The sequence below is a fragment of the Citrobacter sedlakii genome (assembly GCF_018128425.1).
Taxonomy (GTDB): domain Bacteria; phylum Pseudomonadota; class Gammaproteobacteria; order Enterobacterales; family Enterobacteriaceae; genus Citrobacter_A; species Citrobacter_A sedlakii.
In genome coordinates, this window is sequence record NZ_CP071070.1 from 4,657,137 (window position 1) to 4,671,514 (window position 14,378).

General features: G+C 56.0%; 13 protein-coding genes and 4 tRNA genes. 5 read left to right on the plus strand and 12 right to left on the minus strand.

The features are described 5' to 3' along the window. Positions 1–25 precede the first annotated feature (25 nt). The 5 genes from yigB to lptM are packed head-to-tail and all read right to left on the minus strand — an operon-like array spanning position 26 to position 3,403. Positions 26–742, minus strand: coding sequence for a 5-amino-6-(5-phospho-D-ribitylamino)uracil phosphatase YigB (gene yigB, locus JY391_RS21995; RefSeq protein WP_042292778.1), 717 nt, complete (start codon positions 740–742; stop codon positions 26–28). Beyond that, complete coding sequence (xerC, locus tag JY391_RS22000; protein WP_042292780.1) at positions 742–1,638, minus strand: tyrosine recombinase XerC; 897 nt, start codon at positions 1,636–1,638, stop codon at positions 742–744. The genes yigB and xerC overlap by 1 nt, the downstream gene beginning before the upstream one ends. After that, positions 1,635–2,342, minus strand: coding sequence for a DUF484 domain-containing protein (locus JY391_RS22005; protein ID WP_211935024.1), 708 nt, complete (start codon positions 2,340–2,342; stop codon positions 1,635–1,637). The genes xerC and JY391_RS22005 overlap by 4 nt, the downstream gene beginning before the upstream one ends. Further along, the gene (dapF, locus tag JY391_RS22010) at positions 2,339–3,163 is read right to left on the minus strand and encodes a diaminopimelate epimerase (protein WP_042292786.1); all 825 of its coding nucleotides are present in this window, start codon (positions 3,161–3,163) and stop codon (positions 2,339–2,341) included. The genes JY391_RS22005 and dapF overlap by 4 nt, the downstream gene beginning before the upstream one ends. A 36-nt stretch (positions 3,164–3,199) precedes the next feature. Beyond that, positions 3,200–3,403 carry an LPS translocon maturation chaperone LptM gene (lptM, locus tag JY391_RS22015; RefSeq protein WP_042292789.1) on the minus strand — a complete coding sequence of 68 codons (204 nt, stop codon included), beginning with the start codon at positions 3,401–3,403 and terminating at the stop codon, positions 3,200–3,202. A 139-nt stretch (positions 3,404–3,542) separates the two neighbouring features. Here lptM and cyaY point away from each other — a divergent pair, with 139 nt between their 5' ends. Continuing rightward, the gene (cyaY, locus tag JY391_RS22020) at positions 3,543–3,863 is read left to right on the plus strand and encodes an iron donor protein CyaY (protein ID WP_042292793.1); all 321 of its coding nucleotides are present in this window, start codon (positions 3,543–3,545) and stop codon (positions 3,861–3,863) included. 60 nt (positions 3,864–3,923) lie between these two features. Here the strand turns inward: cyaY and cyaA are convergent, their stop codons facing one another. After that, entirely contained in the window at positions 3,924–6,470 is a 2,547-nt protein-coding gene (gene cyaA, locus JY391_RS22025) for a class I adenylate cyclase (protein ID WP_042292797.1), read from the minus strand. A 388-nt stretch (positions 6,471–6,858) separates the two neighbouring features. Between cyaA and hemC the strand changes: the two genes are divergently transcribed. From hemC to hemY, 4 genes are read left to right on the plus strand one after another with little or no spacing between them, the layout of a single operon-like run. Continuing rightward, positions 6,859–7,800 carry a hydroxymethylbilane synthase gene (hemC, locus tag JY391_RS22030; RefSeq protein ID WP_042292864.1) on the plus strand — a complete coding sequence of 314 codons (942 nt, stop codon included), beginning with the start codon at positions 6,859–6,861 and terminating at the stop codon, positions 7,798–7,800. Beyond that, positions 7,797–8,537, plus strand: a complete 741-nt coding sequence (gene hemD / locus JY391_RS22035; protein ID WP_042292799.1) for a uroporphyrinogen-III synthase — start codon at positions 7,797–7,799, stop codon at positions 8,535–8,537. Before hemC ends, hemD begins: the two co-directional genes overlap by 4 nt. 21 nt (positions 8,538–8,558) lie before the next feature. Then, positions 8,559–9,743, plus strand: coding sequence for a uroporphyrinogen-III C-methyltransferase (gene hemX / locus JY391_RS22040; RefSeq protein WP_211935025.1), 1,185 nt, complete (start codon positions 8,559–8,561; stop codon positions 9,741–9,743). A 2-nt stretch (positions 9,744–9,745) separates the two neighbouring features. Continuing rightward, positions 9,746–10,942, plus strand: coding sequence for a protoheme IX biogenesis protein HemY (hemY, locus tag JY391_RS22045; protein ID WP_042292802.1), 1,197 nt, complete (start codon positions 9,746–9,748; stop codon positions 10,940–10,942). A 569-nt stretch (positions 10,943–11,511) separates the two neighbouring features. On the opposite strand, the gene JY391_RS22050 is transcribed toward hemY, so the two are convergent. The 6 genes from JY391_RS22050 to wecG form a co-directional block, all read right to left on the minus strand. Next, positions 11,512–11,588: transfer RNA gene (locus JY391_RS22050), tRNA-Pro, on the minus strand. 42 nt (positions 11,589–11,630) lie between these two features. Next, positions 11,631–11,717 (minus strand) — tRNA-Leu (locus JY391_RS22055). Between the two features lie 19 nt (positions 11,718–11,736). Beyond that, positions 11,737–11,812, minus strand: a tRNA-His gene (locus JY391_RS22060). Between the two features lie 57 nt (positions 11,813–11,869). Next, positions 11,870–11,946, minus strand: a tRNA-Arg gene (locus JY391_RS22065). A 102-nt stretch (positions 11,947–12,048) separates the two neighbouring features. Beyond that, positions 12,049–13,434: a bifunctional threonine/serine APC transporter ThrP gene (gene thrP / locus JY391_RS22070; protein ID WP_042292806.1), complete on the minus strand. Its 1,386-nt coding sequence runs from the start codon at positions 13,432–13,434 to the stop codon at positions 12,049–12,051. Positions 13,435–13,636: 202 nt separating this feature from the next. Next, positions 13,637–14,377, minus strand: coding sequence for a lipopolysaccharide N-acetylmannosaminouronosyltransferase (wecG, locus tag JY391_RS22075; protein WP_042292808.1), 741 nt, complete (start codon positions 14,375–14,377; stop codon positions 13,637–13,639). Position 14,378: the final 1 nt, after the last annotated feature.

The following is a 14,378-nucleotide window of genomic DNA, read 5'->3' on the forward strand; positions in this document are numbered from 1 at the left end:
TATATATACAGAGTTCTGCTGGTGATTATATCAGCGTCGTGAGGGATGCCAACCGTGAAATTTCCATATGCGGCAACAAGCGGCTGTCATAGGTCTGCATCAGGTCGGCATTTTGCGGTTTGATCCAGCAGGCCTGCAAACCGCTGCGGATCGCTCCGGCAACATCGGTGGTCAGATCGTCGCCCACGTGCAGGATCTCGCCGATCGGCACGTTGAGTTTTTCCGCCGCCAGAAAGTACATGTCGCTAAACGGCTTTGAGCGACCATCCGGACCTGCGCGCAGCACAAATTCAAAATAGTCGCCAAGACCAAACAGTTCCGGCTGGGCGTTACCGTTGGTGATCGCCACCAGCGGCCATTTCTTCGCTAACGCCTTCAGCGTGTCATGCGTGGCTTGCGGCACATCGACCTGACTGCGCCATTTAGCAAAGTTCATCATCGCCGCATTTGCGCCTGCTATCGCGTCTTCCGCCGGGAGGCCCGCGTTGAGCATTGCCCGTTCCACCGCGCGATGCCGCCAGCGGGTCACATCGTGATAGATGTCCGGTTCCGCCTCGCGCACAACCTGGCGCAGGCGTTGCAGATCGGCATTCTGAATCGTGCGCAGCGCCGGATGATAATTTTGCACAAAGGCAAGCGCTTCCTGCTCGGTGCGCAGGATAACCGGACGGTTATCATAAAGGGTGTCATCGAGATCGAAGGTGATCGCGGAAATGTGCCCTAAGGGCCGGTAAAAACGCATTATTTCCCCCGTTTGGCGCGCGGGTGCGCCGCATCGTACACCGAGGCAAGGTGTTGAAAATCCAGATGAGTATAGATTTGCGTGGTGGAGAGGTTAGCGTGTCCTAACAGCTCCTGTACGCCACGCAGGTCGCCGCTTGACTCCAGCATGTGGGTCGCGAACGAATGACGTAACTTGTGCGGGTGGACGTGGCTGTTCAGTCCCTGTTTGATCCCCCACTCGGCAAAACGCTTCTGCACGTTACGCGCGGAGATCCGCTTGCCAAGCTTCGACAGGAACAGCGCGTCTTCTTCACTGCCAAACAGACCGCGCAGATCCAGCCAGTGTTCAATCCACGCCACTGCGTTCCGGCCAATGGGCAAACGGCGCTCTTTGCTGCCTTTCCCCATCACCCACACTTCGCCAGTGTCGAGATCGAGATGCTTAATATCCAGCCCCACCAGTTCGGACAAACGCAGCCCCGCGCCGTACATCACCTCCAGCATCGCCCGGTCGCGCACGGCGAGCGGATCGTTAAGGTCGATGTCCAGCAAACGGTTCATGTCGTCGACGTCGATATTTTTCGGCAAATGGCGAGGCGTTTTCGGCGCAGAAACGCCTTTCGCCGGGTTGGCGCTCAGTTTTCCTTCGCTGACCATCCAGTCGAAGAAACTGCGCAATGCGGAAAGACGTAACGCCAGGCTGGCAGGGCCAAGCCCCTGTCGACGGCTGCGCGCCGCGAAACTGCGCACCATCGCCGCGTCACAGTGTTGCCAGCTCTCCAGTCCCGCCGCGGTAGCAAGGGCGATAATGGCATCCAACTGACGCTGGTAGTTTTTCAGCGTAATGGGGCTAAGCTGGCGCTCCACGCCGAGATAGCGCAGGAAACGGTCGACATCGGTGTTGAAATCGCTCATACGCGTTCAATCCAGCGCTCTAGCAGATCCGGCAGCATCAGCGCGACCTCCTGCAGCAACTGCGTCCCCTGTCCCTGTTGATAATGATGCACATCGCGGCTGCTGAATACGATCACGCCCAAATCGCCGTCGCGCCCCAACATCGACATCGCGACCGAGCCAATCGCTTTGGCTTCCGGCAGCACCACCAGCAACTCCGGACCGTTTAAAGGCCCAAGATAATGGTGTGCCTGCCCCAGTCGTTGAATACGCAGCGGTTCAAAGGCTTGTCGGTTTAGCGCCAGATGGGTGTAGCTCGACGGCGCGCCGAGTCGCCAGCGATCGGGAAACAAACGGACGGTCGCGCCCGCCAGCCCCAGATCCCGCGCCCAGCGATGAAAGCGCATTAACATATCATCCAGGCTGGTTGCAGCGGCCAGCCGCCCCTGCAAATGCAGTAGACGGTAAAACAGGCTTTCGTTCGCTGTCGCCTGCGCCACCAGCAGCGACATGTTTTCTTCAAGAACGTTGATGTGATTACGCGCGCGCGCCATATGCCACTCAACCAGCGATACCGTGCCCCGCACCGGATGGGGAACACGCATCGCTTCCACCGCGTGCGCGTTGCGGATAAAGAATTCAGGATTCTTTTGCAGATAGTCGACGACCGCCCGGTCATCGAGTTCCATAAGCGTTTCCTGTAGTTCTTCCCCTGGCTGCTTCATAGATGGATAAACCCGTCGTAAACATGTGCCGCCGGACCTGTCATGTATAACGGATGGCCCGGACCTTTCCAGGCGATATCAAGGCGACCGCCCGGTAATTCGACGCGAACATCTTCCGCCAGCAGACCTTGTTGAATGCCGACAGCGACGGCCGCGCACGCACCGCTGCCGCAGGCTTGCGTCTCGCCCGCACCGCGCTCGTAAACGCGTAAACGAATATGCTCACGCTTCACAACCTGCATAAAACCAATATTTGCCCGCTCGGGGAAACGCTCGTGGCTTTCCAGCACCGGTCCAAGCGTTTCCACTGCCGCCGTGTCGACGTCATCGACCTGAATCACGCAGTGCGGGTTTCCCATTGAAACCACGCCGCACAATATTGTCTGCTCGGCGGCGCGCATAATATAGGTCTTTTCCGCTTTGTTCGCGCGAAACGGCACTTGAGACGGCTCGAAATTGGGTTCCCCCATGTTCACCCGCACCAGCTCGTCGTCCGTTACGCTCAGCACCATTCGGCCATTGGCCGTACTGACGCGAATATCGCGTTTATTGGTCAGCCCTTTCAGGCGCACAAAACGCGCGAAGCAGCGCGCACCATTACCGCACTGGGACACTTCGCTGCCGTCGGCATTGAAGATGCGATAATGAAAATCCAGCTCCGGATCGTACGGCGGCTCGACCACCAACAATTGGTCAAATCCCACGCCCAGATGCCGGTCAGACAGGCGGCGGATGAGTTCCGGTGAAAAAAAGACATTCTGCGTTACCGCGTCGACGACCATAAAATCGTTGCCAAGGCCATGCATTTTAGAGAATTGCATTATTCACTCCGTTCACGCGGGGACAGAAACACACCGTCAGTAGTTCACCTGCGTTGGCCCGTCTCCCGTTGCGCGATCGTTTTGATCGGGCGTCGTTGATTGCGTTTGCGGATCAACAGGTTTGGTCGGCGGCGGCGCGTTTTTATCGGCTGGCGGGAAATAAAGCGGACCTTTTAAGCCACAGCCCGTCAGGCTGAACAGAGTCAGAAGTACAGCGAGTGCCTGAAACACGTTTTTCATTATGGATTGCCTGTAAGTTCATGCTTTCTGCTTTCTATCATCGCAGGAGAAGACGTAAAAGCAAGAGTTTGCCAGTAATCTGCAACACGTTTTGTTTCGCGTTATACTGCCGCCATCACGAAAAAAACGGGAAACGACAATGAACGACAGTGAATTCCATCGCCTGGCAGATACCCTGTGGATGACCATCGAAGAACGTCTGGACGATTGGGACGGTGACAGCGATATCGACTGCGAGATCAATGGCGGTGTGCTGACCATTAGCTTTGAAAACGGCAGCAAAATTATTATCAACCGTCAGGAACCGTTGCATCAGGTATGGCTGGCAACCAAACAGGGCGGTTACCATTTTGACCTGAAAGGCGACGAATGGGTGTGCGACCGCAGCGGCGAGACGTTCTGGGATCTGCTGGAACAGGCGGCAACGCAGCAGGCGGGCGAAACGGTCAGCTTCCGCTAAGTTTGTTTCAGGTTCGTCCGAATGTCGGCCCGATAAGCGAAGCGTCATCGGGCGCGATAATTACGAAAAGTACTGTTGCAGCAGCGGCGCGTCGTTATCCTGGTTGGCCGGCGGGACGTTGCTGATAGATTGCGCGCGGAACGGGATCACCTGGGCGCGCCCGTCGGTTTTCACAATTTGATAAAACTGCGGCAGGTTGAAATTTATGAAGCTGGAGCCGTAGGTAAAGCGGTCATGCGACGACGAGTAGAAGCGGCTGACGTCACGCACCAGCTCTTCCTTACTGCCTTCGCAGTGATGATACACTTCCGCACGGTTGCTCTCGTCCAGAATGTAAATATTAAAGCCCTTCTCATCGCCGGTTTCTTCAAAGAAGAACTGGATGATCCCTTCGCTGGCAAAGCCATCCACCACCGGCGGCAGCTTCACCTGGTTCGTTTCCACCTGCACGGAAAGGCCGTGCAGCTTGTTATGCGAGATCGCGCCGTAAAACTCAATGGCGTTTTCCAGCTTCTGCACCGACACGTTAAGGCGCTCAAAGAACAGGCCCCAGGTCTGGCCGGAAACGCGCAGCGCCTTAAAGCGTCCCGTTTCCTGACGGGTGCTGGAAAGACGCAGTTCAATGCACTCGGAAACCAGTTGCTGTACGCGGGTACGAATTAAGCCGCGCAGATGCTGGCTGTAGCAGAACACTTCCACGCTGTCCGGCGGCGCGGCATCCTGGTGCATTTTGCCGAGAATCGTCTTCAGCGCTTCGATCATCGCCTGTTCGCCGTTAAAGTGCAGGGTACGCACTTCGTTCCACGAGTTGCGGTACAACAGGTCAACGCTGCCGACCAGGCAATTTTGCTCTTCGCCAAAGCTGAACACATCCAGTTTACGGAAGTCGAAATGCACCACCTGATTGCGGAACGCCGCCGTCGGGTCATATTCAAGGTTAACGATAATCGCCAGATGGCGAATTTCACACGGACTGTAGAGCGCTTTCGGCGTCGGCGCTGGCAGACGCAACGGGAAGTGATGCGAAACATCCGCCACCATCTCCTGCAGCTTCGGCAGGTCCACAATACCGTTGCCCTTAATAAACAGATGCGTCCGCGAGGTCAGCAGGCCGTTAAACCACGCCCAGGCCACCAGTTTGTTCAGATAGCGGTTATATTCCAGCGGTTGATGGCTGATGATCGAATCCATGTTCGGCGCACGGTTATAAAGATACCAGCCTGAACGGTTGGCGCGGCCCGGCGGCACATGGATAAAGGTTAAATTCGGTTCAGAGAGATCGGGCGAAATCTGCGGGTTCACCAGCGTGACTTTACCCGGCAGGGCTTCAAACGCCGCATACAGTTTACGGGTGAGAACGCCGATATCCTGCGGACTGGCGCTAACGCTAAGGTTATTCCTGCGCGCAAAGCGGATCAGATTACGATAGCTTTGCATCATGGCGTCGAGCAGCTCGTTATGCGCTTCTCGCACCTGATCGATCTTCCAGTTTGCCCGGTTATCGAGCATAGCCAGACGGGCGTCGTCCCATCCCCATTCATTCACTAACTGGCTGAGTACCTCACGTCGCCAGCCCACACAGGCGCGCTCGCGGCTCAGTTTCTCGCACACTTTCAGATAGAAACATCGACGCACCAGATCCAGGCGCGTCGGATCTTCAATCGCCGTGAGATATTCAGTAACGCGCTCCAGCATCATGCAGTATGGATCGAGCCCAAATGAGACAATTTCGCCGTCGTGCAGGCGCTGTTTAATGTCTTTTGCCAGCAGGCGCGGATTGGGGTATTCCCAGGAATAAGCCTCAAGCAGCAGCGTTTTGAGCACCGCTTTGTAGGGGGAATCAATGCTTTTATACAGTTGCCACAGGCTGGCGCCGAAGTATTCTTCGGCGGAGAGTGAGCTTAAGCCGCCCAGATCCAGCCATTCGTTCGGCGTAAGCACGCCCTGCGCGTAGAGCGTCATCACGTAGTCATCGTAATGCTCTTCTTCGTCGCCCGGCACCATATTCCACAGAATACGCTTACCGGCGAGGCGCACAGCAGTGCGGTAAAATTCGTCGAGCAGCAGGATGTGCTGGGTGGAGCCACAGTCTTCTCCCCCCAGGCTACCGCTTTCATTGTGACGGAAACGGTTTTCATCGATCAGGAAGAAGCTGACTTCCACCCCCAGCGAGGCGGCCCAGCTTTCCAGCAGGCTGCATTTTCGTTGCAGTAGTTGGCGCTCTTCACTGTCGAGCCACGACTGGTGGCATACCCAGATATCCAGGTCAGACGAACAGCTTTGCCCAACGGAGGAGGTGCTGCCCATTGAGTAAACGCCAGTGATAGGCAATTCGCCCTTCGGCGGATCCTGCGGCGCGAGTCCGCGGTGCAGTTCCAGTTCGTTCAGGTAGTGGCGTTGGGTTTCATCAGGCGTGTAGAAGCAAATGCCTCGGGGAACGTTACCATCGAGGTACCCCGGCATCAGCGGATGGTGGTAATGCAATAATGTCGGCAGAAGACTGTACACCTGCTGAAAAGCAGGTCCCATGGCAGCAAGCGCGCGATCCACGCGCAATTGATTTATGGCATCCAGTCTCTGTTTCAGAGTCTCAATATAGAGGTACAAGACGTATCGCCTGATGTTGCTACCCGTCATGTTGTCGATCGTCGCAGTAAGAACGCCTGCGCGCGACCTTCACCATTCGGGATAAACCGTATGTCAAAAAAACCGTTACCCTTTTCGCCCGTATTTTTGTGCTTACCGACGAAAAAATGGTCTAAAACGTGATCAATTTAACACCTTGCTCATTGACCGTAAAGAAAGATGCACTACCTACAAGTGTAGCACCAATCGCTGCGCGTAAATTCTGTAATACGATCGGGCGGCTTCTCGTCATTATTTACTGCCAGTTGTCGCGCTGCGTCTTATCCTTTACTTACCTTTGACCGTAACACTGCCATCCCACTTGTAAGGATGTTAGGATGAACCACGGACGATAATGACGGTAACAAGCATGTTAGACAATGTTTTAAGAATTGCCACACGCCAAAGCCCCCTTGCGCTCTGGCAGGCACATTATGTCAAAGACGCGCTGATGGCAAATCATCCCGGCCTGGTGGTGGAACTGGTGCCGATGGTGACGCGTGGCGACGTCATTCTTGACACCCCGCTGGCCAAAGTGGGCGGTAAAGGCTTGTTCGTGAAAGAACTCGAAGTCGCGCTACTGGAAAAACGCGCCGATATCGCAGTGCACTCAATGAAAGATGTCCCGGTCGAATTCCCGGAAGGACTGGGGCTGGTGACTATCTGCGAACGCGAAGATCCGCGTGACGCCTTTGTTTCAAATACCTTCAATACACTCGACGAATTGCCCGCAGGCAGTATTGTGGGCACGTCGAGCTTACGCCGCCAGTGCCAGCTCGCCGAGCGCCGTCCGGATCTTATTATCCGTTCCCTGCGCGGCAACGTCGGCACGCGTTTAAGCAAACTGGATAACGGCGACTACGACGCGATTATTCTTGCCGTTGCAGGCCTCAAACGCTTAGGACTTGAATCACGCATCCGTACCGCGCTGCCGCCGGAAATTTCGCTCCCTGCAGTGGGCCAGGGCGCGGTCGGCATTGAATGCCGTCTTGATGATACGCGCACCCAGGCGCTGCTGGCGCCGCTGAATGACGAGATCACCGCGCTGCGGGTGAAAGCTGAGCGCGCCATGAACACCCGTCTGGAAGGCGGCTGCCAGGTGCCGATTGGCAGCTATGCTGAAATGATTGATGGCGAAATTTGGCTGCGTGCGCTGGTTGGCGCCCCGGACGGTTCGGTGATGGTGCGCGGTGAACGTCGCGGTGCCGCCGATCAGGCCGAGCAGATGGGCATCTCGCTTGCCGAAGAGCTGCTGGACAACGGCGCCCGCGCTATTCTGACGGAAGTGTATAACGGAGAGTCCCCCGCATGAGCATTCTGGTCACCCGCCCGTCTCCCGCAGGGGAGGAATTAGTGAGCCGTCTGCGCGCACTGGGGCAGGAGGCCTGGAGCTTTCCGCTCATCGAATTCACGCCGGGGCGCGATCTGTCGCGACTCCCCGAGGCGCTGGCGGCGCTGACGGATAACGATCTGCTGTTTGCGCTGTCGCAACACGCGGTCTCTTTCGCCCATGCGCACCTGGAGCGGCAAAGGGAGAAGTGGCCCGCTGAACCGCGCTATTTCGCCATTGGCCGCACCACCGCGCTGGCGCTTCATACCGTCAGCGGTCACGATATTCGCTATCCGCAGGATCGGGAAATTAGCGAAGTGTTGCTACAATTACCTGAATTACAAAATATTGCAGGTAAACGGGCGCTGATCTTACGCGGTAACGGCGGTCGGGAACTGTTGGGGGAAACCCTGACGACGCGCGGCGCTGACGTGGCGTTTTATGAATGTTATCAACGCAGCGCTAAACATTACGATGGCGCGGAAGAAGCGATGCGCTGGCAGTCGCGCGGGGTGACGACGGTGGTTGTCACCAGCGGCGAAATGCTGCAACAGCTTACCGCGCTGATTCCGCAGTGGTATCGCGAAAACTGGTTACTACGCTGCCGGCTTATTGTCGTCAGTGAGCGTCTGGCGCACCTCGCCCGGGAACTGGGCTGGCAAGATATTCAGGTCGCCGATAACGCCGACAACGATGCGCTACTGCGCGCATTACAATAACTCTCATAATGGGAAGCCATAATGACGGAACAAGAAAAATCCTCCGCCGTGGTTGAAGAAACCAGGGAGGCCGTGGACACCACGCCACAGCCAGTAAAAGCTGAAAAAAAGAGTAAGAACAGCACCGCGCTGGTCCTGAGCGCAGTGGCTATCGCGATTGCGCTGGCGGCGGGCGTTGGGCTTTATGGCTGGGGAAAACAACAGGCAACCACCCAAAGCGCCGCGAACGATGCGCTGGTTAATCAACTGACCGCGCTGCAAAAGGCGCAGGAAAGCCAGAAAGCGGAGCTGGAAGGCATTATCAAACAGCAGGCGACACAGCTTGAGCAGGACAATCGCCAGCAAGCCGAACTGTCCAGACAACTGGATGAAGTGCAGCAAAAAGTCGCCACTATTTCCGGTAGCGATGCAAAAACCTGGCTGCTGGCGCAGGCGGATTTCCTCGTTAAGCTGGCAGGGCGTAAGTTGTGGAGCGATCAGGATGTCACCACGGCGGCGGCATTGCTGAAAAGCGCCGACGCCAGCCTGGCGGACATGAACGATCCGAGCCTGATCGCTGCTCGTCGGGCGATTACCGACGATATTGCCAGCCTCTCCGCGGTTTCCCAGGTGGATTACGACGGCATTATCCTGAAGGTCAATCAGCTGTCTAATCAGATCGATAACCTGCGTCTGGCCGATAACGACAATGACGGTTCGCCGATGGATGCAGGCAGCCCTGAGCTTTCCAGTTCGATCAGTGAATGGCGCATTAATCTGCAAAAAAGCTGGCAGAACTTTATGGACAGCTTTATTACCGTTCGTCGTCGCGACGACACCGCCGTGCCGCTACTGGCGCCGAATCAGGATGTCTATCTGCGGGAGAACATTCGCTCTCGTCTGTTAGTCGCCGCGCAGGCAGTGCCGCGTCATCAGGAAGAAACCTACCGCCAGGCGCTGGATAATGTCTCAACCTGGGTACGCGCTTACTACGATACTGACGACGCCACCACCAAAGCCTTCCTTGAAGAAGTGGATAAGCTCAGCCAGCAGAACATCACGATGGACGTGCCGGAAACGCTGCAAAGCCAGGCCATTCTTGAGAAATTAATGCAGACCCGTGTGCGTAACCTACTGGCGCAACCAACCGCGACAACAACGGAAGCCGCGCCTGCACCTGCCGCACCGCAGGCTGAAGCCCCGGCAGCCGCGCCGCAAGGAGAATAATGATGCTGAAAGTATTATTGCTCTTTGTGCTGTTGATAGCCGGGATCGTGGTGGGGCCGATGATCGCCGGCCACCAGGGCTACGTGCTTATCCAGACCGATACATATAACATCGAAACCAGCGTCACCGGGCTGGTCATCATCCTGATCCTTGCGATGGTGGTGCTGTTTGCCATCGAATGGGTGCTGCGCCGAATCCTTCGTACCGGCGCCCATACGCGCGGCTGGTTCGTTGGCCGTAAGCGTCGTCGCGCGCGTAAGCAAACGGAACAGGCGCTGCTGAAGCTGGCGGAAGGCGACTACCAGCAGGTTGAAAAGCTGATGGCGAAAAACGCCGACCATGCCGAACAACCGGTCGTAAACTATCTGCTGGCGGCGGAAGCGGCGCAACAGCGCGGCGATGAAGCGCGCGCTAATCAACATCTGGAACGCGCGGCGGAACTGGCAGGTAACGACACCATTCCAGTGGAGATTGCCCGCGTACGCCTGCAGCTGGCGCGTAATGAGAACCATGCGGCGCGTCACGGCGTTGATAAACTGCTGGAAGTCACGCCACGTCATCCGGAAGTACTGCGCCTGGCGGAACAAGCCTACATCCGCACCGGCGCGTGGAGTTCGCTGCTGGATATTATCCCGTCAATGGCGAAAGCCAACGTCGGCGACGAAGAACATCGCGCCGCGCTGGAGCAGCAGGCGTGGATTGGTTTGATGGATCAGGCGCGAGCCGATCAGGGCAGCGAAGGGTTACGTGAATGGTGGAAACACCAGAGCCGTAAAACACGCCATCAGGTCGCCCTGCAGGTGGCAATGGCTGAACACCTGATCGAGTGTGACGATCACGATATGGCGCAGCAGATTATCATCGACGGCCTGAAGCGCCAGTATGACGATCGTCTGGTGCTGCCAATCCCTCGTCTGAAAACCAACAACCCGGAACAGCTGGAGAAAGTGCTGCGTCAGCAGATCAAGACCGTGGGCGATCGTCCGCTGTTGTGGAGTACGCTGGGGCAATCGCTGATGAAGCACGGTGAATGGCAGGAAGCGACTATCGCCTTCCGCGCCGCGCTTAAACAGCGTCCGGACGCGTATGATTACGCCTGGCTTGCCGACGCGCTGGACCGTCTGCATCAGCCGGAAGAAGCGGCCACCATGCGCCGCGACGGCCTGATGCTGACCTTGCAGAACAATCCCCCGCAGTAATACCTCTCTCACGCCCGGTGACGCTTCGCTTACCGGGCCTGCAATGCCCGTACGCTAATCGCATAAAAAAACGCCTGCTCTTTTAGGGAGCAGGCGTCAAAACAGGTCTGTATGACAACATAAAGGGGTGCTTCACTCAACGTTATGTCCATGGTGTTTGATGAGGCCGAAGCGACATCTGTCAGTGGACGATAAGCACCGTAAACGGCTCTGCATCATTCCTGAGTTTATGAGGCACTATGGCGAGCATAAGAGATGGAATGAGCATCTACGCGTATATTATTGCACATTGCATGCCAGAATTGCACCGCCAAAAATAGGGATTAAGACTTTTTACCGGGCCTGTAATGGCGCGCGATGGCGACTGTTAACGGCGGGATCGTCTGCACTATCGCGCACAGATTGTCGCCAGGCAGAGACATCTATCAGGCTATTAAAGTAAATAGTTTATTTTCAAAGGATTATCTGTCACTGATTGGCGACAATGAACATGCGGGATGTCGTCTGGCGACAACAGCAGACGTTGAAGCGCAGAAAACAAAAAACCCCGCCGAAGCGGGGTTCAAAATTGGTCGGCGAGAGAGGATTCGAACCTCCGACCCACTGGTCCCAAACCAGTTGCGCTACCAAGCTGCGCTACTCGCCGATGTACTGCTTTTTTGAATTTTTAGTTCAATTCATTAAGTCGTGGTGCGAGGGGGGGGACTTGAACCCCCACGTCCGTAAGGACACTAACACCTGAAGCTAGCGCGTCTACCAATTCCGCCACCTTCGCATTTCACAACTTTTAATAATGGGGTGGCTAATGGGATTCGAACCCACGACAACTGGAATCACAATCCAGGGCTCTACCAACTGAGCTATAGCCACCACTGCAAATCTGTATTACGCGGTATCGAGACCACCGCAGCTCCAGCACCGGGTGAATGGTGCGCCCGACAGGATTCGAACCTGAGACCTCTGCCTCCGGAGGGCAGCGCTCTATCCAGCTGAGCTACGGGCGCTTAGCGCCGTTGCGGGGGTGGATAATACGGACTTCACACCCCGCTGTCTAGTGCCTTTTTAAATAAAATGCGCGTTTGGTTACGCTTTGCGCGTTTTGTCCGTTATTCCTGCGTTTTCTGCGCGATACCGTGGCGGTTAAGGCCAAAAACCTTATAAACGAGCGTCACGCCAAGCAAGAACAGAATGCCGACAAACAGCGACATACGCGTCTCTTCGTTAATGTACATGCCAATCAGCACGCACACCAGGAAAGCCATTGTTATCCAGTTTGCCCACGGGAATAACATGGAGCGGAACGGATGCGAAGCGATCGCCTCTTTATGTGCCCGACGAAAACGCAGCTGGCTAATCAGGATCACAAACCATGGCACCATCCCCGGCAGCACGCTGGCGCTGTAGACATACACAAACACCCGTTGCGGATTAGGAATGATGTAGTTCAGGCAGGAGCCAACCAGCAGAATCAGAATCGACAGCGCCACCCCGGCTACCGGTACGCCATGACGCGAGACTTTCGCCATCGCCGCAGGCAACTGACGGTTCTTTGCCAGCGCGTAAAGCATCCTCCCGCAGCTGTACATTCCGCTGTTACAGCCAGACAGCGCTGCCGTCAGCACCACAAAATTAATAATACCCGCAGCGGCGGTAATGCCGATTTTGGCAAAGGTCAGCACGAACGGGCTGCCGTTGCTACCGATTTCATTCCACGGGAAAATCGTGACGATAACGAAAATCGCGCCCACGTAAAAAATCAGGATTCGCCATAGCACTTTACCGACCGCGCTGCGCAGAGTAACTTGCGGATTCTTCGCTTCACCGGCGGTAATACCGATGAGCTCCACGCCCTGATACGACGCGACCACAATACATAGCGCGGTAAGGAAGCCTTTCCACCCACCGGCAAAAAAGCCGCCGTGCTCAGTCAGGTTACCAAAGCCAATCGCCTGACCGCCGTTGCCAAAGCCGAAGAAAATCACCCCCAGCCCGATAACAATCATCACGATAATAGTGGTGACTTTGATCATCGCGAACCAGAACTCGATTTCGCCATACAAACGCACGGCCGCAAGGTTGGCCAGCGCCACCAGCCCGACGGCGATAAGCGCAGGTATCCACTGCGCCATCTCCGGGAACCAGAACTGCACGTAAACACCAATGGCGGTAATTTCTGAGATCCCCACCGCCATCCACATAAACCAGTATGACCAGGCGGTAAGGTAGCCGAAAAACGGGCTCATGTAGCGGTGCGCGTAAACGGCGAACGAACCGGTCACCGGCTCCAGGAACAGCATCTCGCCCATTGAGCGCATAATGAAAAAGACGAACAGGCCGGCGATGATATACGCTAATAAAACCGACGGTCCCGCCCATTTCAGCGTGCTGGCGGCCCCCATGAACAGACCAACGCCAATGGTGCCCCCGAGGGCAATTAATTCGATATGACGAGCCTCCAGCCCACGCTGTAGCTCTGCTTTATTCTCTGCCATACATCCTCTTGTCGTGTTTGCTTACCATCCGGCTTTACCGGTTATTGTTATGGGTACATCGATGGGGGCGCATGGTTTCGCAAATTTGGCAAAATGGCAAATGAAGCATTAAAAAAATGCATGATTTGTGTAAAAAAGGAACGGATGCAGGGATGAAAGGCAGCGTTGTCAGCAGAATACGCTGCCTGCAAGGAAAGGGAGATCAAAGATCGCCGGTATAGTGCCAGCGCAGATAGCGCAACAAGCGAAGCTGACGGGTAATGCGGCTCGGTTGAGACAGCAGACGATAAAGCCACTCCAGCCCCAGGTTTTGCCACACTTTCGGCGCGCGCTTGACGTGCCCGGTAAACACGTCGTAGGTCCCGCCCACCCCCATATACAGGGCTTGAGGATGCACCTGACGGCAGTCACGCATGAAGATTTCCTGTTTCGGCGATCCCATCGCCACGGTGACGATCTGCGCACCGCTGGCGTGAATACGCGCAAACAGCGCCTGCCGCTGCTCTGGGGTAAAATAACCGTCCTGGCGACCCACAACATTAACGTTCCACTGCGCGCGCAGTTTCGCTTCGGTTTGCGCTAACACGTCAGCCTTTCCACCCACCAGAAATACTGGCGTACCTTCCTGCCCAGCGCGCGCCATCAATTCTTCCCACAGATCGGCTCCCGCTACGCGTGACACCTCCGCTTCCGGAAATTTTTTGCGAATCGAACGCACAACGCTGATCCCATCGGCATATTTGTATTCTGCCGCGTTAATCAACGCCCTGACTTCAGGATTATCTTCCGCCGTCAGCACTTTTTCGGCGTTGATCGCCACCAGGGTGCCCTGCTTCAACTTACCGCCAGCATAAAGGTAATCCAGCGCATGTTGCATGTTGCGCCAGCCTATTAGCTGAAGTCCGCGCAGCGCATAGAGCGGCGCCGTTGTTTTCTCAGTCATT